The 23,013-nt window shown below is 48.2% G+C and carries 23 protein-coding genes and 1 riboswitch; of the genes, 4 read left to right on the plus strand and 19 right to left on the minus strand.

Going from position 1 to position 23,013, the window contains the following annotated elements:
- The first annotated feature begins 7 nt into the window (after positions 1-7).
- Complete coding sequence (locus DXD25_RS04965; RefSeq protein ID WP_117662050.1) at positions 8-2,638, plus strand: GIY-YIG nuclease family protein; 2,631 nt, start codon at positions 8-10, stop codon at positions 2,636-2,638.
- A gap of 76 nt (positions 2,639-2,714) precedes the next feature.
- Here DXD25_RS04965 and DXD25_RS04970 read toward each other — a convergent pair whose 3' ends face one another.
- On the minus strand, positions 2,715-3,161 hold the full coding sequence (locus DXD25_RS04970) for a hypothetical protein (protein ID WP_117662051.1): 447 nt from the start codon (positions 3,159-3,161) through the stop codon (positions 2,715-2,717).
- Positions 3,162-3,345: 184 nt separating this feature from the next.
- Here DXD25_RS04970 and DXD25_RS04975 point away from each other — a divergent pair, with 184 nt between their 5' ends.
- Both DXD25_RS04975 and DXD25_RS04980 read left to right on the plus strand, forming a co-directional pair.
- Positions 3,346-3,618: a hypothetical protein gene (locus tag DXD25_RS04975; RefSeq protein ID WP_117662052.1), complete on the plus strand. Its 273-nt coding sequence runs from the start codon at positions 3,346-3,348 to the stop codon at positions 3,616-3,618.
- An 83-nt stretch (positions 3,619-3,701) separates the two neighbouring features.
- Positions 3,702-3,956 carry a hypothetical protein gene (locus DXD25_RS04980; protein ID WP_147327856.1) on the plus strand — a complete coding sequence of 85 codons (255 nt, stop codon included), beginning with the start codon at positions 3,702-3,704 and terminating at the stop codon, positions 3,954-3,956.
- A gap of 84 nt (positions 3,957-4,040) precedes the next feature.
- Here the strand turns inward: DXD25_RS04980 and DXD25_RS04985 are convergent, their stop codons facing one another.
- Complete coding sequence (locus tag DXD25_RS04985; RefSeq protein ID WP_117662054.1) at positions 4,041-5,234, minus strand: acyltransferase; 1,194 nt, start codon at positions 5,232-5,234, stop codon at positions 4,041-4,043.
- Positions 5,235-5,504: 270 nt separating this feature from the next.
- Between DXD25_RS04985 and DXD25_RS04995 the strand changes: the two genes are divergently transcribed.
- Entirely contained in the window at positions 5,505-6,815 is a 1,311-nt protein-coding gene (locus tag DXD25_RS04995) for a S28 family serine protease (protein WP_117662056.1), read from the plus strand.
- A 73-nt stretch (positions 6,816-6,888) separates the two neighbouring features.
- Here the strand turns inward: DXD25_RS04995 and thiH are convergent, their stop codons facing one another.
- The 17 genes from thiH to DXD25_RS05080 form a co-directional block, all read right to left on the minus strand.
- Positions 6,889-8,028, minus strand: coding sequence for a 2-iminoacetate synthase ThiH (gene thiH / locus DXD25_RS05000; protein WP_006848700.1), 1,140 nt, complete (start codon positions 8,026-8,028; stop codon positions 6,889-6,891).
- A 4-nt stretch (positions 8,029-8,032) separates the two neighbouring features.
- Positions 8,033-9,727, minus strand: coding sequence for a phosphomethylpyrimidine synthase ThiC (gene thiC, locus DXD25_RS05005; protein WP_089542781.1), 1,695 nt, complete (start codon positions 9,725-9,727; stop codon positions 8,033-8,035).
- 33 nt (positions 9,728-9,760) lie between these two features.
- Entirely contained in the window at positions 9,761-10,534 is a 774-nt protein-coding gene (locus tag DXD25_RS05010) for a thiazole synthase (RefSeq protein WP_089542780.1), read from the minus strand.
- 30 nt (positions 10,535-10,564) lie between these two features.
- A complete protein-coding gene (locus DXD25_RS05015; protein WP_117662057.1) occupies positions 10,565-11,215 on the minus strand; it encodes a thiamine phosphate synthase in 651 nt (216 codons plus the stop codon).
- A 41-nt stretch (positions 11,216-11,256) separates the two neighbouring features.
- Positions 11,257-11,454, minus strand: a complete 198-nt coding sequence (gene thiS, locus DXD25_RS05020) for a sulfur carrier protein ThiS (RefSeq protein ID WP_089542778.1) — start codon at positions 11,452-11,454, stop codon at positions 11,257-11,259.
- A 118-nt stretch (positions 11,455-11,572) separates the two neighbouring features.
- Positions 11,573-11,666, minus strand: a riboswitch (TPP riboswitch).
- Between the two features lie 134 nt (positions 11,667-11,800).
- The gene (locus DXD25_RS05025) at positions 11,801-11,980 is read right to left on the minus strand and encodes a hypothetical protein (RefSeq protein WP_117662058.1); all 180 of its coding nucleotides are present in this window, start codon (positions 11,978-11,980) and stop codon (positions 11,801-11,803) included.
- 434 nt (positions 11,981-12,414) lie between these two features.
- A complete protein-coding gene (locus tag DXD25_RS05030; protein WP_117662059.1) occupies positions 12,415-13,188 on the minus strand; it encodes a glycosyltransferase in 774 nt (257 codons plus the stop codon).
- Positions 13,189-13,222: 34 nt separating this feature from the next.
- Complete coding sequence (locus tag DXD25_RS05035) at positions 13,223-14,368, minus strand: glycosyl transferase family 2 (protein ID WP_117662060.1); 1,146 nt, start codon at positions 14,366-14,368, stop codon at positions 13,223-13,225.
- An 81-nt stretch (positions 14,369-14,449) separates the two neighbouring features.
- Positions 14,450-15,607 (minus strand): diaminopimelate decarboxylase, encoded by a 1,158-nt coding sequence (gene lysA / locus DXD25_RS05040; protein WP_117662061.1) that lies wholly within the window; start codon positions 15,605-15,607, stop codon positions 14,450-14,452.
- Positions 15,608-15,749: 142 nt separating this feature from the next.
- Positions 15,750-17,069, minus strand: coding sequence for an aspartate kinase (locus tag DXD25_RS05045; RefSeq protein WP_117662062.1), 1,320 nt, complete (start codon positions 17,067-17,069; stop codon positions 15,750-15,752).
- Between the two features lie 58 nt (positions 17,070-17,127).
- Entirely contained in the window at positions 17,128-17,844 is a 717-nt protein-coding gene (locus DXD25_RS05050; protein ID WP_117662063.1) for a cell division ATP-binding protein FtsE, read from the minus strand.
- Positions 17,845-17,977: 133 nt separating this feature from the next.
- Positions 17,978-18,625 carry a bifunctional phosphoribosyl-AMP cyclohydrolase/phosphoribosyl-ATP diphosphatase HisIE gene (hisIE, locus tag DXD25_RS05055; RefSeq protein ID WP_117662064.1) on the minus strand — a complete coding sequence of 216 codons (648 nt, stop codon included), beginning with the start codon at positions 18,623-18,625 and terminating at the stop codon, positions 17,978-17,980.
- Between the two features lie 161 nt (positions 18,626-18,786).
- Complete coding sequence (gene hisF, locus DXD25_RS05060) at positions 18,787-19,566, minus strand: imidazole glycerol phosphate synthase subunit HisF (protein WP_089542770.1); 780 nt, start codon at positions 19,564-19,566, stop codon at positions 18,787-18,789.
- A gap of 19 nt (positions 19,567-19,585) precedes the next feature.
- Positions 19,586-20,302 (minus strand): 1-(5-phosphoribosyl)-5-[(5-phosphoribosylamino)methylideneamino]imidazole-4-carboxamide isomerase, encoded by a 717-nt coding sequence (gene hisA / locus DXD25_RS05065; RefSeq protein ID WP_117662065.1) that lies wholly within the window; start codon positions 20,300-20,302, stop codon positions 19,586-19,588.
- Positions 20,303-20,315: 13 nt separating this feature from the next.
- A complete protein-coding gene (gene hisH, locus DXD25_RS05070; protein WP_117662066.1) occupies positions 20,316-20,951 on the minus strand; it encodes an imidazole glycerol phosphate synthase subunit HisH in 636 nt (211 codons plus the stop codon).
- 256 nt (positions 20,952-21,207) lie between these two features.
- Positions 21,208-21,741, minus strand: a complete 534-nt coding sequence (locus DXD25_RS05075; RefSeq protein ID WP_089542767.1) for an FHA domain-containing protein — start codon at positions 21,739-21,741, stop codon at positions 21,208-21,210.
- A gap of 49 nt (positions 21,742-21,790) precedes the next feature.
- Positions 21,791-22,891, minus strand: a complete 1,101-nt coding sequence (locus tag DXD25_RS05080; RefSeq protein WP_158556295.1) for an SPOR domain-containing protein — start codon at positions 22,889-22,891, stop codon at positions 21,791-21,793.
- Positions 22,892-23,013: the final 122 nt, after the last annotated feature.

The raw sequence follows: 23,013 nt of genomic DNA on the forward strand, positions 1-23,013 counted from the left end.
ATGGATTATGACGCAGAATTTATTTCCCGAGAAATCGGAGTCGCAGCCTAAAATCTATGCTTACAGAGATAAGCATAACCCCGACTTGAAGGGATTGCTCAAGGTGGGCTATACCACCCAGGATACGATTACCCGAATTCATCAACAATATCAGATAGTGAAGCCAAGCGGCGACCCTGTGAACATCGTCTTCGAAGAATCGGCGATGCGGCAGGATGGTACTGTCTTCACCGACCATGAGGTGCACCGTATGCTGCTCAGAATGGGTTGCCAGAAAGTGGCTGGCGAATGGTTCCGCTGCACCCCGGAGGATGTGAAGAAGGCATGGCTTGCCGTGAGAGACAGAAGCGAAACGATCTACGACCGCACCGAAAATTTCCCGATGCGACCTGAACAGCAGGAAGCCGTGAACAAGACTGCAGAATATTTCAATCGGTTCCAGCATGACCATGAGCACACACCTCATTTCCTCTGGAATTGCAAGATGCGATTCGGCAAGACTTTTACTACCTATCAGTTGGCGCTTCGCATGAAGTGGCGCCGACTGCTGGTGCTTACCTTCAAGCCTGCCGTGGCACAAGCTTGGGAGGAAGACCTGATGCGCCATCAGGATTTCGAGGGTTGGCAATTCATCAATGCCAAAACTCAAACCGATGAGGACATCGACATCAACAAGCCATTCGTCTGTTTCGGTTCCTTCCAGGATTTCCTGGGCAAGAGCAAGAGCGGAGGCATGAAGGCGAAACACGAATGGACGCGAGCCTTCAACTGGGATTGCGTGGTGCTGGATGAATATCATTTTGGTGCATGGCGAGAGGAAGCGCAGGAACTGATTGGCTCCAGGGAAGACATCAAAGTGCAGAAGAAAGCCATGGTTGAATCGGAGAAGGAACTGAGTCTGGAGATAGAAAATCCTGATTATTTTGATGAGGACATGATGCCAATCACGGCTCGTCATTATCTCTATCTTTCGGGCACGCCATTCCGTGCACTTGCTTCGGGCGACTTTATCGAGGATGAAATCTACAACTGGACCTATTCTGATGAACAGCGTGCCAAGGAGGAGTGGGAGAATACTCATCCCAAGATTTCTCATTCGCAATCTTCTCATCCGCAGACATTATCCTTGCAAGGTTATGCTGCTGAGGATACGTCGCAACCCGAGAGAATGAATCCCTATGCCTCGCTCCCGAGAATGGTGCTGATGACCTATCAGTTGCCGCCTTCCATTGCTGCCGTGGCGAATGATGGGGAGTTTGATGAATTCGACCTCAATACATTCTTCCTGGCAGATGGAGAAGGCGAGAAGGCTTGCTTCCGTTTTCATGATGATGTGCAGAAATGGCTCGACTTGTTGCGTGGCAACTATCTGCCTGCATCTATCGACCATTTGAAGCAAAACAACAGGAAACCGCCTCTTCCATTTTATGATTCAAGACTTTACGGTGTACTGGCACATACGCTGTGGTTTCTTCCCAACGTGGCATCCTGCTATGCTATGAGGAATCTGCTGGCAGAATCGCAGAACACTTTCTATCATGAATATCAGGTGATAGTTTGTGCTGGAACCAAGGCTGGAATCGGACTTGATGCCCTTGCGCCTGTAGAGCGGGCGATGGAGAATCCCGACCCTCTGCATTGCAAATCCATCACTTTGAGTTGTGGCAAACTGACCACGGGGGTAACCGTGAAACCATGGACTGGCATCTTTATGCTTCGTGATACGTCGAGTCCGGAAACCTACTTCCAGGCCGCTTTCCGGGTTCAGTCGCCATGGACCATTACCAATCGTGATGGATTGCATCCCAACCAGACGGAGATTTTGAAGCAGGAGTGTTACGTTTTCGATTTCTCGCCAAACAGGGCTTTGAGAAAGTTGGCGGAATATAGCAGTCAGCTGAATGTGGATGCCGACAAGACTCCGGAGCAGAAGGTGGATGATCTGATTCATTTCTTGCCCGTAATCTGCTATCAGGATGGAGCGATGAAGGCTTTGAACGCAGGTGAAGTGCTTGATATGGCAACGAGCAATACTTCTGCCACCTTGCTGGCCAGGAGATGGGAGAGTGCCACGCTGGTGAATGTGACGAATGGTGTGCTGGAAAAGCTTTTGAACAACGAGCAGGCGATGCAAGCCCTGATGAACATCGAGGGATTCAGAAGCTTGAATGAGGATATTCAGACCATCATTACCAAGACCGACCACATCAAGAAGACCAAGAAAGCGGCTTCGGAATCGGAGGATGGTCTTTCGAAAAAGGAGAAGAAGGAATTAAGCGAAGAGGAGAAGGAGGTGAAGAGTAAGCGCAAGATGATACAGGAGAAACTCATCAAGTTTGCCACTCGCATACCTATCTTCATGTATCTTACGGATTATCGTGAGCGCAGTCTTCGGGATGTCATCATGCAGTTGGAGCCTGGTCTTTTTGCCAAGGTTACGGGTTTGACCAAGAAGGATTTTGAGTTGCTGGTGAACCTGGGAGTATTTAATGAGGCGTTGATGAACGATGCCGTCTTCAAGTTCAAGCGCTACGAGGACAGCAGTCTTACCTATACGGGTATCAACCGCCATGAGGAGGATGAGAAAGTGGGCTTGTGGAGCACCACGATATCCAGGGAAGAGCTTTATAGTGAGTGAATCTAGATGATAAAGAAAGCCAGCCTTCTCCTGCGAAAAGGCTGGCTTTGAATCTGTTTTATGGTTCTTCTATATTTTATAACCATCCCCAGTCGCTCCAATCGGCTTTGGAGGCAATGCTGGTGGTTTTCCACCACGAACCGAGAAGGAAGGCTGTGAATGATACCCCAAAGATGGCTGCACAGATATAACTGGCTTCTCCGTTGCCGATAAAGGCTAGGATGAGTCCGATAATAAGACAGAAAATGCTGACCACCAGGCAGAAAAGCACGCTGAAGGCATAGAAACTACTTATCTTATTCTCGTTCTCGTTCTCTTTTTCTTTCTCCTTCTTCTTCTGTCTTTCGGGGCTTCCTGCTTTTGGCAGAGCACCATATATTCCGCAAAGTAAGATGCCAAACAGGCAGAGGAATATCCCCACCAATGGGTGGCTGAGACTGTCCATAAAGCACAGTATCAGCAAGAGTGAGATCGTAAACCCCACCAAACCTATTACAGCAGTCTTATCCCAATATACTTTCATAACGATCGGTTTTAATCAGAACGACATTTTCTTCTATGTGTGCAAAGATATAAAATATTCCTGAGAAAAGCTTCTTTTTTGATGCAGAAAAAGCTATTTTCTTGTAGATTTTCTTGCGAGTTCCAATCTTTCTTCGTATTTTTGCACCAATAAGTAACGTGGAACTTTAAAAACGAAAGAAAATATGGAGGAAAAGAAATATCATATCGAGGAATCGAAGATAGCAGGGGATAAGGTCTGTGAGCCATCACCTGCTTATCGTTCGGCAGCATCATCTGCATTATCAGTATCATGGGATGAGGCTTACGCCACCGATTCCTATCCAATGGGGCGCTCGCTGGAGCAGGTGATGGAGCATTGTGCTGAGGTTGAGAAATACTTGGATGATCCAGACCATTGGATTTCCATAGATGAATTTGAAGCGCAGATGCGAAAGGCAATACCGGGATGGAAATAGTGGAAATTAAAGTTGAAAGGCTTTTTCTTGTAGAATTTCGAAAGTGTGTGGCATATGCATTCTCTGAATTTGGAAGGAAAACGGTGAAGAATTGGAATGCTGAGTATGAGAAAATTAGGCATCGCTTGGAAATGATGCCTACCGGCTATCCTTTTGTTCCTGAATTGCAGAAATGGCAAAAGTATCGTGGTGCTATCATCATGAAGAACTTCAAGATTATCTATTTCTATGATGAAGATTCAAATCTTGTTAGAATTGTGGATCTCTGGGATTTGCGCCAAAACCCTCGTAAGCTGAACCTGCGAGCCTGGAGGATAGAAAGAAAGGATTATCATTAGGATTAGATAAAAAACGTCAGGCGTCCTGTCGGAACGGAAATCCGTCGGGACGTCTGACGTTTTTTCCCTCGTTTAGAGGACATGTTATTTCTTCGCCAGCCATCTGCGCACTGGCAGGTCGTAGAACTTCAGACAGAGCCAGGCGGCTGCTATCGAAACTGCACAGGTGATGAGCGCCTCGGGCCAGGTTTCACCAAGCGTGAAGAGCTGCTTCTTGATGAGCCACGAATAGAAGTAATACATAAACGGATAGTGCACGATATAGAGCGGGAAGGAGATGTCGCCCAGGAACGTGCAGACGCGGGTACTGAAACGGTCGGTTGTTGTTCCGCTCGCTCCCAGCCATACTATCGCCGGGAATATCAGAAGGATGCACACTGCTTCGAAAACACCATTCAGCGTGATGCCATCAGCGCCGCCCACATTACTGCCGTTCACAATACTGCCGCCAACCATACTCTCTATATAAGGTACGTGGAAGAGCAGGAGAAGAATGATGGAACTGATCCAGAACGCACCCCTTACCTTGAACTGGATGCGATGGAAAACACGGGACAGCAGCATTCCTATCGTAAACGGGCAGAGCATGCGCAGAAGTCCACCCCAGAAGTTGAGACCATCGAGCGTCCAGCCCACACCAAACATGCCATATCCGCAAACATCCGTAGCCGTGAACCAAAGCAGCAGGATGGATAGGATTCCGGCGAGAATAGCCAGAGCCCTGGTGGAGAGCCTCCGGATGAAAAGGGCATAGAGGATGTTGCCGATGTACTCGAAGAAGAGCGACCAGGCGGGGCCGTTGAGCGGAAACATTTCGCCATTGCCTCTTACCTCGTATCCGCCACCTGGCAGGGCGGGAATCATCAGCATGCCGCAGAGCAGGGCTATCATCATCGCAGGTACCGAAGCCGGTGTGCCGTTCCAGGTTACTGCCCCCTGAAGGATGAACATTACGAGTCCTATCAAGGCACCCATCACTACCATCGGATGCAGGCGGATGAGGCGGCGCTTGAAGAATTTTCCCAGTGTCAATGTCTTTCCCCAACGGTCATCGTATGCGTAACCGATGACGAAACCGGAAAGGATGAAGAAGAAGTCAACCGCCAGATAGCCGTGGTTGATTTCCTGGATGATGGCTGAGCCGGATGCAAACTGGTAGCCTTCGAACACATGATACCACACCACGAGCAATGCTGCCACGCCTCGCAATCCGTCGAGCAGGGCATAATGGGGTTTGGTATCTGCAAAATGAGTTGCTGATTGTTGTAAGTTAGTCATAAATTATGATTGTTAATATTATTATTATTATGATGATGATTTATTTGATTTCTTATTTCCTATATTTTGATTTCAACTGCAAATATACAAAATATTTTTCGTTTTACTTTTATTCTTGCCGTAAAAAAAAGAAAAATGCTGCAATAATAATAAAAAGGTGGCTCTTCTCTTTGCCGGACAAGAATATTTCCTTACCTTTGCATAGCATTTAAAGCATGTGGAGATTACCGACGAAAGTTTAAAAAGAGAAAATATAAAAGAGAGACGAAAATGAAAATGAAATTGAGATTCTTGAAATTGATGCTGCTGCTCTTCATTCTGCCTTTGCAGATGCTGGCGGCAGAACTGGGAGAGGCGGGCAAGCTGTTGGCGGCGCTGCCTGGAGTGAGTGATGTGGAAACGCTGAAAAGTACGCATTTCCCGGAAAAATATGTGTTCTTCATCAAGCAGCAACTGGATGCCAAGGATGCTTCCAAGGGCAGTTTTGAGCAGCGAGTGATACTCTGCCACAGAGGATTCGACCGTCCTACCGTGCTCGTAACAGAAGGCTACAATGCCAAGTATGCATTGCGCGAGGGATACATCGAGGAACTTTCCAAGCTCTTCGATACCAACATCATCACCGTGGAGTACCGATATTTCGACAAGTCGATGCCTAGTCCTTGCAACTGGGATTACCTCACCGTGGAGAACTCGCTCTACGATCTGCACCACGTAAACCAGACTCTGCATGCGATGTACAAGGGCAAGTGGATTGCCACGGGCATCAGCAAGGGCGGACAGACTACGATGTTCTACCGCGCCTACTTCCCGAATGAAGTGGACATCTCCGTGCCATACGTTGCACCGCTGAACAAGGGCGTGGAGGATGGCAGACACGAGAAGTTCCTGCAGGAGGAGGTTTCTACCAAGGAGAACCGACAGAAGGTGCTCAACTTCCAGCTGCTGCTCTTCAAGCGCAAGGCTGCGCTGCTGCCGATGTTCGAGAAGTACTGCAGCGAGAAGCAGTATCGCTTCAATGCGCCTATCGCCGAGATTTTTGATTACTCGGTGTTTGAGTATGCCTTCGCCTTCTGGCAGTGGGGTGAGGACATCAAGAAGATTCCTACGAATGATACCACCGACGACCAGGTGTTCAAATACTGGATCAACATGTGTGAACCGGAGTATTTCACCAACTACAACGCCACTGCATCTTTCGATGTACAGGCTGCCAAAGAGTTGGGATATTACGGATATTACACCAAGCCATTCAAGAGATACCTGAGCATCAAGTCGGCAAAGGGTTATCTGAAGAAGCTGATGGTGCCGAAGGGTGCCGAGAACGTGGAGTTCTCGCCAAAGCTTTACAATTATACCGTGGATTTCCTGACCAAGAATGATCCGAAGATGGTGTATATTTATGGTGATATCGACCCATGGGGTGCATCGGGCATCTATGGTCTGCCTTTCACCAAGAACAAGAAGAACCTGCATGTCTATATGTGTCATGGCGGTTCACATCTCACCCGCATCCTGTCGTTCCCTGAGCCTACCAGACAGGAAATCATCGACTTGATAGGTGGATGGCTGAAGGAATAAGTCTTTTAAAAACAGATATAAAAAAAGCGTCTTGAAATCATTCAAGGCGCTTTTTTATATCTATATGTTTATCTTATCCGTTTGCGATATTTCCGAAGAAATCGAATGAGGCATCCCAATCCTTCCATACTGGCTCTCTGCCCAATTCCTTCAATCTCGCATTGATTACCTTGGCGGTACGCTCATCGCTCACGGTGAACTGCTCCAATGCCTGAGGATAAGTATGGTAACCACCAGGATTTACCTTTGATTCTGCCGACATGGTGGTGACACCCAGTGTTGCCATGTTGTCACGGATGTAGGCTGGCTCACGGGTAGAGTAGGAGATATCTACATCGTGGTCGAAGATACGCATGGCGAAAGTAGCCTGTGCCAACTGCTTGTCTGTCATGAAGCAGTTTGGCTGGAAACCTTCGTTCTGTGCAGGGCGCATACGAGGGAAGTTCACGCTGTACTTGGTCTTCCAGTAATGCTTCTGAAGGTAGCGCAGATGATGAGCCATCATCACTACATCCGTGCGCCACTCCTTCTCCAGTCCGATGAGCACACCCATACCGATGGAGTGTACGCCTGCCATACCCATGCGGTCGAAACCATCGCAGCGCCACTCAAACTTGCTCTTCATGCCACGTGGGTGGTAGAGCTTGTAGTGCTCGTGGTTGTAGGTTTCCTGGAAACAGATGACGCCGTTCATACCATGGTCGGCGAGGGTCTTGTAATCCTCTGTAGAGAGTGGCATCACTTCAATCTTCACGTTGGAGAAATACTTCTTGGCAATGTCGATGGCCTTGGCAAGATAAGGGGTACCAGCCTTTGCCGGGTTCTCGCCCGTTACGAGAAGGATGTTCTCGAATGGAGCCAACTGCTTGATGGCCTTGTACTCGTTCTCAATCTGCTCTGGGGTGAGGATGGTGCGGGCCATCGGATTCTCACGATGGAAACCGCAATACACGCAGGAGTTTGAGCATGAATTGGTGATGTAGAGAGGAATGAACATCGACATGGTCTTGCCGAAGCGCTCCTCGGTATATTTGCGGGAAAGACGCGCCATTACCTCCAGGTATGGCTCGGCTGCCGGTGAAATCAGCGCCATGAAGTCGTTCACATCGCAATGGTCCTTGGCAAGGGCACGACGCACATCGTTATCGGTCATTCGAGCAATGCGCTCCGTGGTCTCCTCCCAACTGATATTCTTTAATTCGTCTGAAAACATTTTCTTACTTTTTAAACTTTCTCAAATCGTGTGTCAACTTGGCTGCGCAGAAGTTTGGACCACACATGGTGCAGTACTCTCCGTCTGTATGACCTGCCTCCTCGAAATACTTCAAGGCGAGCTCTGGGTCGAGAGAGAGGTGGAACTGGTCTCTCCAGCGGAACTCGAAACGGGCCTTGGAGAGGGCGTTGTCGCGGATGGTTGCGCCTGGATGACCCTTTGCCAAGTCGGCTGCATGAGCGGCAATCTTATAGGTTACCACACCTGTGCGCACATCTTCCTTGTTAGGCAAGGCGAGGTGCTCCTTTGGTGTTACATAGCAGAGCATGGCGGTGCCGAGCCATGCTATCTGGGCGCCACCGATGGCTGATGTGATGTGGTCGTAACCTGGGGCGATATCGGTAACCAATGGGCCGAGGGTGTAGAATGGTGCCTCGTGACAGTGGTCGAGCTGGCGCTCCATGTTCTCCTTGATCTTCTGCAATGGCACGTGACCAGGACCCTCGATGAATGCCTGCACGTTCTTGTCCCAGGCACGGGTAACAAGCTCGCCCATGGTATCCAACTCGGCAAACTGGGCTGCATCGTTGGCATCGGCAATACAGCCTGGGCGCAGACCATCGCCCAAAGAGAGTGCTACGTCGTACTGTGCCACGATGTCGCAGATGTCGTCGAAGTGCTCATAGAGGAAGCTCTCCTGGTCGTGGTAGAGACACCACTTGCTCATGATACTACCGCCACGGCTCACGATACCGCAGAGACGGCTATCGGCGAGATGCACGTTGTGACGACGGATGCCGGCATGGATGGTGAAGTAGTCAACACCCTGCTCGCACTGCTCGATGAGGGTATCACGGAATACCTCCCAGTTCAGATCCTCTACCTTGCCGTTTACCTTCTCCAAAGCCTGATAGATAGGCACGGTTCCTACTGGTACAGGGCAGTTGCGTACAATCCATTCACGGGTTTCGTGGATGTTGTCGCCGGTAGAGAGGTCCATCAAGGTGTCGCCTCCCCACTTGCAGGACCATACAGCCTTATCCACCTCTTCCTCGATGCTGGAAGTTGTGGCAGAGTTTCCGATGTTGGTATTGATCTTCACGAGGAAGTTGCGGCCGATGATCATCGGTTCGCTCTCTGGGTGGTTGATGTTGGCAGGAAGAACGGCACGTCCGCGTGCAATCTCATCACGTACATACTCAGGAGTGATATGGGTATCGATGCCCAACTCCTGGCAGTTCATGTTCTCGCGGATAGCCACATACTCCATCTCTGGAGTGATGATGCCCGCCTTGGCGTAAGCCATCTGGGTGATGTGCTTGCCAGCCTGAGCACGGCGAGGCAACTGGATGTGCTCGAAGCGGAGGTGGTCGAGGCTATGGTCTGCAAGACGCTGCTTGCCATACTCGCTGGTAACCTCCTTGAGCTGCTCGGTATCGTTGCGGTCGATAATCCACTGCTCGCGCATTCTTGGCAAGCCCTTCTTCAAATCTACCTGATAGTTAGGGTCGCTGTAAGGACCGCTGGTATCGTAGATGTAAACTGGAGCGTTTGGCTCTGTATGTGGAATGCCGCGCTCATCCTTCACAACAGTAGGAGTGAGGTTTACCTTGGTCATTCCAACCTTGATCTGTGGGAAAAGTTTTCCCTGCATATACGCCTTTTCTCTCTGGGCGTAAGCTTTCTTATCGTTTGGCATATTTTTTTTAAAGGTTTTACTTATATATTATAATTAGTCGTTGAGGAATGCAGTGAGTGGAGAACTTGCCTCGGCACAATCGCTGATGGCTCCGAGACCTGCCTCGTAAGCACGGCGACCGCATACCACTGCCTCCTTGAATGCCTTAGCCATTTCTACAGGATCACCTGCAACGGCGATGGCTGTGTTAACCAGGCAAGCGCTGGCACCCATCTCCATAGCCTCGGCAGCGTGGCTAGGCGCACCGATACCTGCATCTACTACTACAGGAACAGTAGCCTGCTCGATGATGATCTGCAGGAAGTCCTTCATTCTCAATCCCTTGTTGGTACCGATAGGTGCAGCGAGTGGCATCACGGTAGCAGCACCAGCCTCTTCGAGGTGCTTGCAGAGGGTAGGGTCTGCCTGGCAATATGGCAATACCACGAAACCGAGCTTTACCAGTTTCTCGGTAGCCTTCAGAGTCTCGATAGAGTCTGGAAGAAGATAGCGAGGGTCTGGGTGGATTTCGAGCTTGAGCCAGTTGGTTCCGAAAGCCTCGCGAGCCATCTGTGCTGCGAATACAGCCTCCTCAGCGTTGCGTACACCACTGGTGTTAGGAAGGAGCTGGATATTTGGGTTCTGCACGATATGAGAGAGCAGGTCGTCCTGCTTGTCTTCGAGTTCGATACGCTTCATGGCAACGGTTACCATTTCTGTTTCAGAAGCCTTGATGGCTTCTGCCATGAGCTGGTTGTTGTTGAACTTTCCTGTTCCGAGGAAGAGGCGGGAGTTGAACTCTCGTCCTGCAATTACTAATTTTTCCATTTTCTGTTATTCTTATTTTTAAATGTTTACTTATCTGAATTCCCTCATCATTTCCATGATATCATGGGTTTCTGCCGCCGGGTCCTTGGCATTGAGTATGCAGCCGCTGAGGGCGATGCCGTTAACTCCCGTCTTCATGATGTCGGGAATATCCTCCTTGGTGATGCCACCGATGGCAACGATTGGAATATCGATATTTTCTGCCTTCATCTTCTGGATGATTTCTCGGTATCCTTCAAGACCGAGGATAGGGGAGAGCTTCTCCTTGGTAGTGGTGAAGCGGAACGGACCGCAACCGATGTAATCGGCACCAGCTTCATAGTGAGCCTTCACATCCTCGAAGGTATTTGCTGTACCGCCGATGATGAAGTCATCGCCCAGAATCTTGCGGGCTTCGGCAATCGGCATATCGTTTTTGCCCAGATGCACGCCATCGGCGCCCACCTCTTTCACCAGTTCCACACGGTCGTCGATGATGAAGGTAACATTCATGATCTTGCACCATTCCTTCACCTTGTAGGCGATGGGGCGCACTTCATCATCAGAGGCATCCTTCATGCGGAGCTGAACCCATCCGCAGAGTCCCGTTATCGCCTCGTGAATGCCATCGAGATAACTCATCTTCTCATTCTGATGAGAGATGAACTGCAGTTGAAATCTGTCTAATGATATTTTAGCCATAGTCCTCTAAACATTAAACACTAAACATTAAACATTATATCCTATCCTCCGCAGAATGCCTTTACAATCACGATGTCGGCACCCTCCTGAATCACGTGGCTTTCCCACTCGTCACGAGGTACCATCTCGTTACTGATGGCTACAGCGCAACCTGTAGCTGGAAGATCGAGCTCCTGGGCAAGTTCCTTGACGGTCTTTGCCTGAATCTCAGTTTCTTTGCTGTTGATGATAACTTTCATAATCTGTTCCTATGTTTACATTTATAAATTTACAATTGTCAACACGGGGGTATGCCTGATGAAAGCAAAGGGGTTGTAGAGAAGCAAGAGTAGGTTGCATTTATCTCTGCCTGGGTGTAAAACGATCTATCATATTTCCTGCGCCAGCATTACCTGTTTCAGGTTCAATGGGTATAATCTCAGCCGATTGCTCAGCACCCCCGTGATAATTATAGATGCAAAAGTATAGATAATTTCCGAATTATCGTAGAAAAGGCGGATTATTTAATCTATATTAACGCAGAAGGCAACGAAAAAAGCGTGCCGGTAAGTAAATACCAGCACGCTTCCTTTATATTTCAAGTGATTATGCGCAAGCACAACCACGACCTTTGCAAATAGCTTCGCCATAAAGTGACATTGCATTCAGATAGTTTGCAATGAATGTCTTCATGACCTTCTTGATTTCTTTCAACATTGTTTTCATAATCGTTATCCTTTCTTTCTTTTTCGTTAATACTTGAGCCTCACCGGGCTCTTCTTTCATTCTCTTTCCTACAAGGGGATGGAGTAATTACTTACCCATCTCGATGTGGTTGTTAACATTGATTGCCTTAGCAATCATAATTGCTACTACTGCGAGTGCCATTACTGTTGTCATCATAATTTGTTTCCTTTCTCAATCTTTGTGGAGCCGTCGCATTTTCGGTCTCCTGTTCTACATGTTATCCTTTTACAATCTCTCTTACCTGAAACCTTCCATCTCCTGTACTTGAGATTTCTCATCTTTTTTATATATATAAGACTTCTCATCTCGCATACTCAAGATCTCTTGTTTCATCTTTACGAGTGCAAAGGTAATGCCTTTTTTTTGAATTCGGGTAACAAATGGGTGACAAAATGATGAAAGAAAGCGATTTTTTGATACAAGTCAAATACTGGCAGTCAGCCTCTTGACGCAGGTCAACTACTGTCAGTCTCTTACTTTACATACTTCAGAATCTCCTTGCTTTTTCTGCCTTTTTTGGCAGGAAGTGGCATAAATCCCTCGGTAAGTCCCGTTTTGTCGGTCATCGCCTGGAATACGGAGGCGGCATAGCTGTCGAGTTTCAGCTTCTTCAGTTCCTCGTTGATAGCATCCTCATCATAATCGTCTGCATATAATAAGGTATGCAGGTCGTCGAGATACTTCTGTGGGATGTTCTTATGCGGCATTCTGCTCTGAATCTGCATAATCTGGGCGATGATGGCATGCTGGGTCTTCTGGGCGATGGCTTCTGCCTTTCTGTGCTCGAAGTCGGCGAGGGTAGAGGCATCCGTCTCCTGCCAGTCTTCCATCGTACCTTCTTCGGTGATGAGATGACTGTAGCCGAAGTATCTGATGAGGGTGATGTGCTTGTTCCATCCGAGTTTCTCCAGATAGGCTTTCTCCAATGGGGTGGTGGCGATGATGAGGTCTGAGTGCCTGTACATCGCCTTCTGGTACATCAGGGTCTGCAGACTGCGCTTGAAATGCGGATTCCGGCAGTTGCGCTCTGAGAGATCGCCGAGTGGGCAAACGATGTAGGGGATGCCCATCTTGCGAGACATTCTGGCGAGCTGGGCACCTTGTCTTGTCCATGCTCCCAGTATCATCACGATATCGGCATCTACCAGGTTACTGGTGATGTCGAACTTCTGCTGCAGCGCTTCGATGTAAGGAAGATACATCTTCAGCGTCTTCTTATGTTTGGAAATGAACAAATATACTTTCATCGTTATTTTAAGTTTGCTTGTTGATTCTAAAGTCCTACAGTTTATGACTGGTGAAGTCGTTCTTGTCTGCACGCCAGTATCTTATCTTGTTGGCAAGATTTCTCCAGATGATGCCATACTCATAGAATGGCAGCTTCAGGATCGAGATGTCATCGTCGAAATGCTTGATAGCCTTGTGGGCGATGACGGTGCGGAGAATCAGGAGTAGAAGCAGGGCGAAACCTGCAATGCCTGTCAGAATCCAGTCTTGCATCAGGATGGCGTATGCCAGGGTGGCCAGCGAGGCGATGAGGCTGAGGTGAGGGAAGAGATGATCCATTGCCATCAGCGACATCATCGACTTGGATCTGGTCAGACTCTTGCGGGATGCCTGGAGGTAAAGGTGGGCATTGTGCCATGCCTTGTCGGTTGGTTCATCATGGATGAGCCATGCATCGCAGTCGAGTTCTACGGCAGTATCTCCGTAGGCAGCATACTTGTTGACCAGGAAGTCATATTCTCCGCGCACATACTCCAGGTTGCCCTGATAGCCCTGCTCGCGCATGAAATCGCTCTTGCGGAAGGCTACGTTTGGCATGTGGGTGCGGTAGCCGTAGCTATGCTGGGCACGGCGGAGCAGATAGAATGCCTTGCGGATGCTGTCGAATCGGCGAACACCCTTGGTTGCTTCGTCTAAAGCTACATAGCCCAGAACCAGATGGTTAGGCTCCTGGCAGTTGCGGGTCATCGTATAGAGCCACTTGTCGTTGGATGGGGTGCAGGTAGGTTCGGTGAGGATGATCCACTCATACTTGGCAGCCTTCACGCCCAGTGTAATCTGCAGCTTCTTTCTGCTCATATAGCGGGAGCTCTCCGGGATATATGTATAATATAGGTGAGAATTCTCGGCTGCCATGCGCTTCAGATAATCCTGGGTCTCACCATCAGTGCTCTGACAAACCACGATTACCTGATAATCGGCAGGATATTTCTGCTGCAGGAACATCTGTAGATTATGCTCCAGTTCATAGAGATTGTCGTGAGCGGTGATAATCACCGAGATAGGTTCTCTAGATTCCAAGGATTCCTCCTCGTCAGTAAAACGCAACGAGCGCAGAAATGGATTTATCAGCGATCCGAGGATTGCCAATAATACCACTACTGCGCCTGCTATGATAGTTGTTAAACTAATTGTCATCATTTCTTTTTTCTCGTAATAAAGAAAGTTGGAGAAAGGAATGACTCCTTACTCCTAACTCTTAACTGTAAACTCTTAACAGAATTAAAAGTCTTCTGTGATATATCCCTTTGGCAACTGGCGGCAGTTATACTGGCTCGCCATGATCTCACCATAGGCTCCGGCTGAACGGAGGGCAATGAGGTCGCCACGATGGGTCTTGTTCAGATCTATAGCCTTGGCGAATACATCGCTCGACTCGCAGATCGGACCTACTACGTCGTATGTCTCTGCAGGTTCATCACTAGAGATGTTCTCTATCTTATGATATGCCTGATAGAGGGCAGGACGGATCAGGTCGGTCATACCTGCATCTACGATGGCAAACTGCTTGGCTGTGCCCTGCTTGATATAAAGAGTCTTGGTGATGAGCGAACCCATCTGACCCACTACGGAACGGCCCAACTCGAAGTGTAACTTCTGTCCATCACGCAACTTCAACTTCTTGGCGTATGTATCGAAGTAATCCTTGAAGTCTGGGATAGGCACACGGTTTGGATGGTTGTAATCGATACCCAATCCACCGCCTACATTGATGTTCTTTACTACGATGTGATGAGCCTCCAACTGGTTTTGCAACTCGTTGATGCGGTTACAGAGAGCCTCGAAGTCTCCCATGTCAAGTATCTGACTACCAATATGGAAGTGCAGACCCAGGAACTTGATGTTCTTCATCTTGGAAGCCTCCTCAATCACGCTCTCCATATCGCGCATGGCGATACCAAACTTGTTTTCAGCCAAACCTGTTGTAATGTTGGCATGGGTATGAGCACCAACGTCTGGGTTGATGCGGAAGCAAACCTGTGCAATCTTATTCTTCTTCTCGGCAAGTTCGTTGATGATTTCCAATTCCGGGACGCTCTCTACATTGAAGCAGAAGATGCCCTTGTCCAAACCAAGGTTGATTTCCCAATCACTCTTGCCTACACCGGCATACACAATCTTATTGGCAGGGAAACCTGCATTGATGGCAGCCTGAATTTCTCCTCCGCTCACACAGTCGGCACCCAAACCAGCCTGGCAGATGATGTTGAGCACTTTAGGGTTGGCATTTGCCTTTACGGCATAGTGTACCTCAAAGCCCTCGTGTTTGCCAGTCTCTGCGTTGATGGTCTTCAAGGTTTGGCGCAACACGTTGGTGTCGTAGTAGTAGAACGGAGTCTGTATCTCCTGAAACTTATCTATTGGAAATGTACCTTTCATTTCGCTTATGCTTATTGTTTATATCTTATTATAGTCAAATTAGAAAATCCAACTTATGGTTAAGTCAGAATATCCAACGAAGAGTGGACAGGAAGCATTACATTAGAATTCTTCACTCTTCACTCTTCGTTCTTCACTTACATTACTTCTCGAACAATACGTTGCTCAAGTTCTGCAATGCCTGCTTCTTATCCTTCTCCTTGATGAGGAATGAGATGTTGTAGTTGGAACCACCGTAAGAAATCATGCGCACTGGGATGTTCTTCATTGCATCGGTAGCGATGGTCTCGAAGCCTACGTTGCTCCAGTCCAGATCACCTACCACGCAGATGATGCACATGTCTGAATCTACGGTTACAGTACCATACTTCTTCAACTCGTTGACGATGTCGTTGAGGTGAGCATCGTTATCGATACTCATGCTCACACCTACCTCTGAGGTAGCAATCATGTCGATAGGAGTCTGGTAGCTCTCGAAGATTTCGAATACCTTGCGGAGGAAACCTGTAGCGAGCAACATGCGGCTACTCTTGATCTTGATGGCAGTGATGTTGTCCTTGGCAGCTACAGCCTTGATCTTGCCACGTACGATGACGTTGTCGATGATGGTACCATCAGCCTTAGGGTCCATGGTGTTCTTCAGACGAACTGGGATGCCGGCATACTTGGCTGGCTGAACGCAGGTAGGGTGGAGAATCTTGGCACCAAAGTAAGCCAACTCAGCAGCCTCCTCGAAGTTCAACTGGCGAACAGCCTCTGTGTGCTCTACCACACGAGGGTCGTTGTTGTGCATACCGTCGATATCTGTCCAAATCTGAATCTCGTCTGCTGGGAGAGCTGCACCGATGAGTGATGCGGTGTAGTCACTACCACCACGCTGCAGGTTATCTACCTCGCCGTATGCATTGCGGCAGATGAAGCCCTGGGTGATGTAAATCTGATAGCCCTGGTTCTCCTCCATGATGGCAGAGAGCTTCTCCTTGATATACTGTGGGTCTGGCTCTGCATTCTTGTCGGTGCGCATAAAGTCTAATGCGTTGAGCAATACAGCCTTTACACCCTGTTCCTTCAAGTAGTTTACAACCATGTTGGTACTCATAATCTCGCCCTGAGCCACGATGCTCTTCTCCTCGAAAGAAGTAAAGAGATCCTTGGTAAATGAACGGAGATAGTTGAACTCGCCCTGCAGGAACTCGCGTGTAGTCTTCTTCATCTCATCAGTAGAGTAGAGATCCTCCACGTGCTGCATGTATTTCTTCTCCAAGTTGTTGATTACCTCGTTGGCGCCCTCTGGGTTCTTCTTGTAAAGATAGTCAGAGATCTCAACGAGAGAGTTTGTTGTACCGCTCATCGCAGACAATACGATGAAAGTTGGTTCACCTGATTCTGTAACCAAAGAGGCTACTCCCTTCATACGCTCTGGTGAGCCTACAGAAGTACCTCCGAATTTCATTACCTTCATAGTCGTAAAATTATATTAATGTTTAATTTTTATTGTTCTTTTGTTGTATTTTCCCCGTTTAATTCTCCTCGCCATCTTCTGTCAGGTCGATGTGGTTGTACTCGTTGGTCACGTCGTGGAGTAAACCATCCTTGCAGCGATATACGATGCCAGGGAACTTGTCGAGCATTGGGATGTTATGGGTTGTCATCACTACAGCTGTACCCTGCTTGGTGATATCCTTGAGCAGTCCCACAATGTTGCTGGCGGTCTCCGGGTCGAGATTTCCCGTTGGCTCATCGGCGATGATGATCTTCGGATTGTTGAGCAGGGCACGGGCGATGGCTACACGCTGCTGTTCTCCACCGGAGAGCTCGTGAGGCATCTTGTCGATTTTCTCTATCATGCCTACTTCGTTGAGCACTTCCTCAATGCGCTTGTCTCTGTCCTTCTTGTTTTTCCATTTGGTAGCCTTGAGCACGAACTCGAAGTTCTTGCGCACGCTGCGGTCGTGAAGCAACTGGAAGTCCTGGAAGATGATGCCCAGTTCCTTGCGCAGGGCTGGAATGTCCTTGCGTCGGATGGTCTTGAGGTCTCTGCCGAGGATTTCTGCCTTGTCTGTCTCACCCTCCACGAGGTCAAGTTCGCAGTAGAGGGTCTTCAGGAGTGAACTCTTTCCCGAGCCCACTTTTCCGATAAGATAAGCGAACTCTCCTTCATCCACATGGAAGTTGATGCCCTTGAGCACGCACTTGTCGGCTTGGTATATGCTGACGTTTTGATAATCTATTAACATCCTAATTTTTTCTCCTTTATTTAATGTATTTGAAAGCTTTTGCCCTTTCAGGGCGTATTGCCAATATCTTTTTATACCCAGGGCGCTGCCCTTTCAGGGCGAACTGCTGCAAGATAGCCTTGAGCTAGATATATTATTTCATTTCTCCTTTGCTCTTTGCTATGCGGCGCTTCTTGTCCCATTCCGGGTCGTGTCGCATCTGGAGCTCCTTTACTACATCCTCGATTCGCAAGCCCTTGCTGGTGAGCAGTACGATGAGGTGGTAGAGCAGGTCGGAACTCTCGTAGATGAGCTTGTCGTCGGTGCCGTTGGTAGCTTCTATAACCGTCTCAATGGCTTCTTCTCCAACCTTTTGTGCCATCTTGTTCACGCCTTTCTTGAAGAGACTGGTGGTGTAGCTGCCCTCAGGCATCTCCTCGTGGCGCTTGTCGATGAAGTCCTGCAACTCTGAGAGGAAGAGGATAGGGTTCAGCGTATTCTCCTCAGCCCAGCAGGTATCGGTGCCTTTGTGGCAGGTAGGACCATCTGGATGAACCTTTACCAGGAAGGTATCGTTGTCGCAGTCTATCTGAATGCTTACCAGATTGAGGAAGTTTCCTGAGGTCTCGCCCTTGGTCCAAAGACAGTTGCGAGAGCGGCTCCAGAAGGTAACCTTCTTGGTTTCGATGGTTTTATCGTATGCTTCCTTGTTCATGAATCCCAGCATCAGGACATTCTTGGTTACGGCGTCCTGGATGATGGCAGGAACAAGTCCGCCCATTTTTTCAAAATCTATTTCCATTTTATCTTTACAATTTAATTGTTTTGCTTACTCCATTGCCAATCCGCCCTATCATAGGGGAATTATCCACTCTTAAGGAAAAATATATTTTCCCTTAAGGAAATAATTATTTTCCCTTAAGGAAAAAAATATCTAGCCTTAAGGCTCCGTTTTATAACGGTTTACAACCTGACGTTGATGCCTTCTTTTCGGAGGTAATTTTTCAGGTCAGGTATGGCGATTTCACCGAAGTGGAAGACACTGGCAGCCAGTGCTGCATCTGCCTTTCCCAGGGTGAAGGCATCGCGGAAATGCTCCATTTTGCCGGCTCCTCCCGATGCAATGATAGGAATGCTTACTTCCTCTGCAAGGTGGGCGAGGGCTTCATTGGCAAAGCCCTGCTTCACACCGTCGTGGTCCATACTGGTGAAGAGAATCTCGCCGGCACCACGGTCGGCAACTTCTCTAGCCCAATCAAACAGACCGAGTTCTACTCGCTCTCTTCCGCCCTTGACGTAGCAATGCCAGCCGTCGGGATCGAGACGGGCATCGATGGCGCAGACGCAGACCTGTGAGCCGTAATGGTTGGCTATCTCGTTGATGAGCTCCGGATGCCGGATGGCTGCACTGTTGATGCTTACCTTGTCGGCACCTGCATTGAGGAGTCGATCTACATCCTTCAGCTCGTTGATGCCGCCACCCACGGTAAACGGGATATTGATTTCGGCAGCTACGCGAGTTACCATATCTGTAAAGGTCTTGCGCTCTTCGAAGCTAGCTGTGATGTCAAGGAATACGAGTTCATCGGCACCTGCATCGCTATAGGCCTTGCCCAGTTCTACCGGGTCGCCTGCGCTTCTCAGGTTCACGAAGTTCGTTCCCTTCACGGTCTCTCCGTTTTTCACGTCAAGACAAGGGACGATTCGCTTTGCCAAACCTTTGTTACTTTGAACTTTGACCATTGAACTTTGAACTTTATGATTACTTAACTCCTAACTTTTCTACATCAATCTTACCCTCGTAGAATGCCTTGCCGAAGACTACTGCTGGGATGCCGGCGGCTTCCAGAGCCTCGATATCTTCATTGCAGCTCACTCCGCCCGAGGCGATGAGGTGAAGCTGAGGGTAGGCTGCCATTACCTCTTTATATAGTTCGATGGCAGGACCCTGCAGGGTGCCATCCTTGCTGATTTCCGTGCAGAGCACATAGCGTACACCCTTGTCGATGTATTTCTTGAGGAAGGGGAGGAGGTCTTCTGATGAATCCTCTTTCCATCCATTGATAGAAATCTTGCCGTTTCTTACATCGGCTCCGAGGATAAGCTTGTCGGCACCATATTTATCTATCCACTCCATAAAGAGGTCGGGATTGGTAACGGCGATGCTGCCTACGGTAACCATACAGGCTCCTGCAGCGAATGCCTTCTCGATGTCTTTCTCGGTTTTGATACCGCCTCCGAAATCTACTGTCAGATTCGTTTCGGTGGTAATCGCCTTCAGTACAGCATCATTTACGATGTGCTTCGACTTGGCTCCGTCCAGATCCACTACGTGGAGTCGCTTGAATCCCAGCTTCTCGAAGTCTTTGGCTACTTCAGTCGGATTGTCGTTATAGACCTTCTTCTGGTCGTAATCGCCTTTTGTCAGGCGAACGCACTGACCATTTATCAAGTCGATGGCAGGAATTAACTCTATCATATTTCTTTTATTGCTATTTTATTTCCAGGAAGTTCTTTAAAATCTGTTCTCCTACCTTTCCGCTCTTTTCCGGATGGAACTGGCAGGTATAGAAGTTGTCTTTGTGGAGCGATGCGCTGTAAGGCAGAATGTAATCAGCCTTGGCGATGGTCTCCTCGCAGAGTGGCACATAGTAGCTATGTACGAAATAAGAGTAGGGATGCTGCAGGGCTTCTCCCATAGCTGCATCTGCTGCATCGGATCTGTTTCCGAATCCCTTGTAAAGCTCCGTCTTCAGATCGTATATCTCGTTCCATCCCATAGCTGGTACCTTGTCTTCGTGCTTCTGCGGCTGGAATCGCTTCACATCCACATCGAAGATGCCGATGCAATCTACATCGCCTTCTTCCGAATGTCGGCACAAGAGCTGCTGTCCCACGCAAATGCCCAATACGGGTTGCTTGAGATTCTTGATCACCTGATCCAGCTGGTGAGCCTTGAGATATTCCATGGCTTCCCTTGCCTGCCCCTGACCTGGAAACAGCACGCGGTCTGCCTTCTGGAGCATTTCGGCATCATCAGTGAGTACTGGTTCTATGCCCAAACGCTTCATGGCGTTGACTACGGAATAGATATTTCCGGCATTGTATTTTACGATTGCTACATCCATAACCTAACGTAATTCTTCTGTTTTTTGTACGTATCGGGAGTATTGGTCCCACGTATTGCTAATTTCTGTTGCAAAGGTACACATTTTCTTTCAATCTAACGAAAATATTAGCAAAAAGATTACTATATCGCTATGATTTCTTGCAGAAAGTAAGAATTATTGGTATATTTATACGTGTTTATCAGTAAAAAAAGGGTTAGAGTAAGATTTTTCCTACTCTAACCCTTGGTTTTATTTCAACTTGTTATTTTACACATTATTCCTCCTCGCTGTCTGCCGTGCGGAGGATGATGCTGGTGGCTCCGATGGTGAAGAGGGTGCCGTCTTCGATGACACGGCGCTCACGGTCGCCCAGGATTTCGTTATCTACGAAGGTGCCGGTGTAGCTAGGACCATCGCGCAGCACATATTTCAATTTTCCTTTCTTGTCGCGGCTTACATTGATTACGCAGTGGTTCATATCTACACTCGGATCTACGGTCTCGATAGGGCAGTTGATGCCACTGTTCTTCATATATCTTCCGATGACGTTGTCGCCCATCTGCAAAGGGATGACCTGCTTGTAGGCGAATACGTTTTCGATAACAACGATGGAGCCTACGCCATTCTCATTGGCATTTTCATCAATCTGTTCTTCCTTGCGGGTTTCGCGAAGTTTGGAAACGCCCATACGGATGCCAAACTGCTTGTTGCAATTAGGACAAACGAAGACCAGACTCTGGCCTGCCTCGTATTTGGTTTCGTCGAACGTGATGAAATTATCGCATTTAGGGCAACGTACTCTTTTCATATCTTTTTTTCTTCTTTCCTTAATTTCTTTCTATATATAATAATGTAAACTATTCCTTTACCTTTGTAATCCAGCCATCAGTGAAAGCCTCGTTGGTATGGAGTCGGTTGAGGGTGTTATATGCCTCGCTCTCAGAGCGGTAGTTTCCATAAATCACCTTTACGTTGTTGTCGGTAATCAGAACTCTTGCCTCCTTGAAGCCCTTGCTTTGCAAGTGTTCCACATAGCTGGCTGCATTGCGTTTGGTTACGCGGCTTGCCAATACGATGCTGTAATAAGAGGCTGTTGGAGTAGCAATTTCTCTATCCTGTGCCATTGCCGGAGTTTTTTCTGCCTTGTCGGTAGGAGTGGTCTCCATCAGCTTCGGTTCATCAGTAGGGAGCAGCAGTTCATTGCTTTTTACCGGAGTCATCTCTTTAGGCATAATGCGGGTAAGCATCCCCGTGTCAATCTGGCTCTTCTCGATAGTAGGACTTCCGAGTGGAGTAGAGATGGTGAAGAAGGCGATGAGGGCGATGCAGGCTGCTGCCATGTTGCGCAGCCAGCTCTTCTTGATGCTGATGAATTCAGCCTTTTCCTCTTCTTCCTCTTCTTCTGCGATGAATACCGAATTGTTGGCAGGAGCAGCAGGTGCTTCTGCCTCTTTTTTAACTGGTTGTTCCTCCTTGGCAAGATTTACTGTCATTGCCACGTTTTGATTCTCGTTCTGCTGTTCACCGTTGTCAATCTGTGCGATAGGAAGCATGTCGAAACCGCCCAAACCATAGAAGTCTGGAGTAAGAATGCCTGCCTCGCATGGCTCGAAACTGATGTTGCCATCTTCGTTGAGGAAGAGCATACCGATATTTTCTATTTCGAATTTACCTTCGTTTTCCAATGATTGTCTGATTTCAACCACCTCATCCTCAATACGGCGCAATGCCTCAGGGTAGCTGATATCGTAAGTCTCCACGTACGAGAGTGCGAGGAGGGAATCGTTCATCGTGAGCTGCGGATTGAATCCTACAGTTCTCAGCGGTGGCAAAAACATATTGTCTCTGCCATCGTAACGTGCATCTACATGATGAGCCATGAATCCACCAAAACCTGGTACGATTACACAATCGTTGCTCAAGAGCAGAATTTCTATATGTCGGTTAATTTCTATCACGTCTAAATGTTTATCTTCTTTTTCTGAATATCTTTTGCAAAGGTACGGCTTTTTTGGGAATTGGACAACTATTTTAAGGGAAATTTTCGTAAGGAGTGATAAAAAGTTTAATTTGTTTTGTC

The organism is Prevotella sp. TF12-30, from assembly GCF_003436715.1.
GTDB classification, from domain to species: Bacteria; Bacteroidota; Bacteroidia; order Bacteroidales; family Bacteroidaceae; genus Prevotella; species Prevotella copri_A.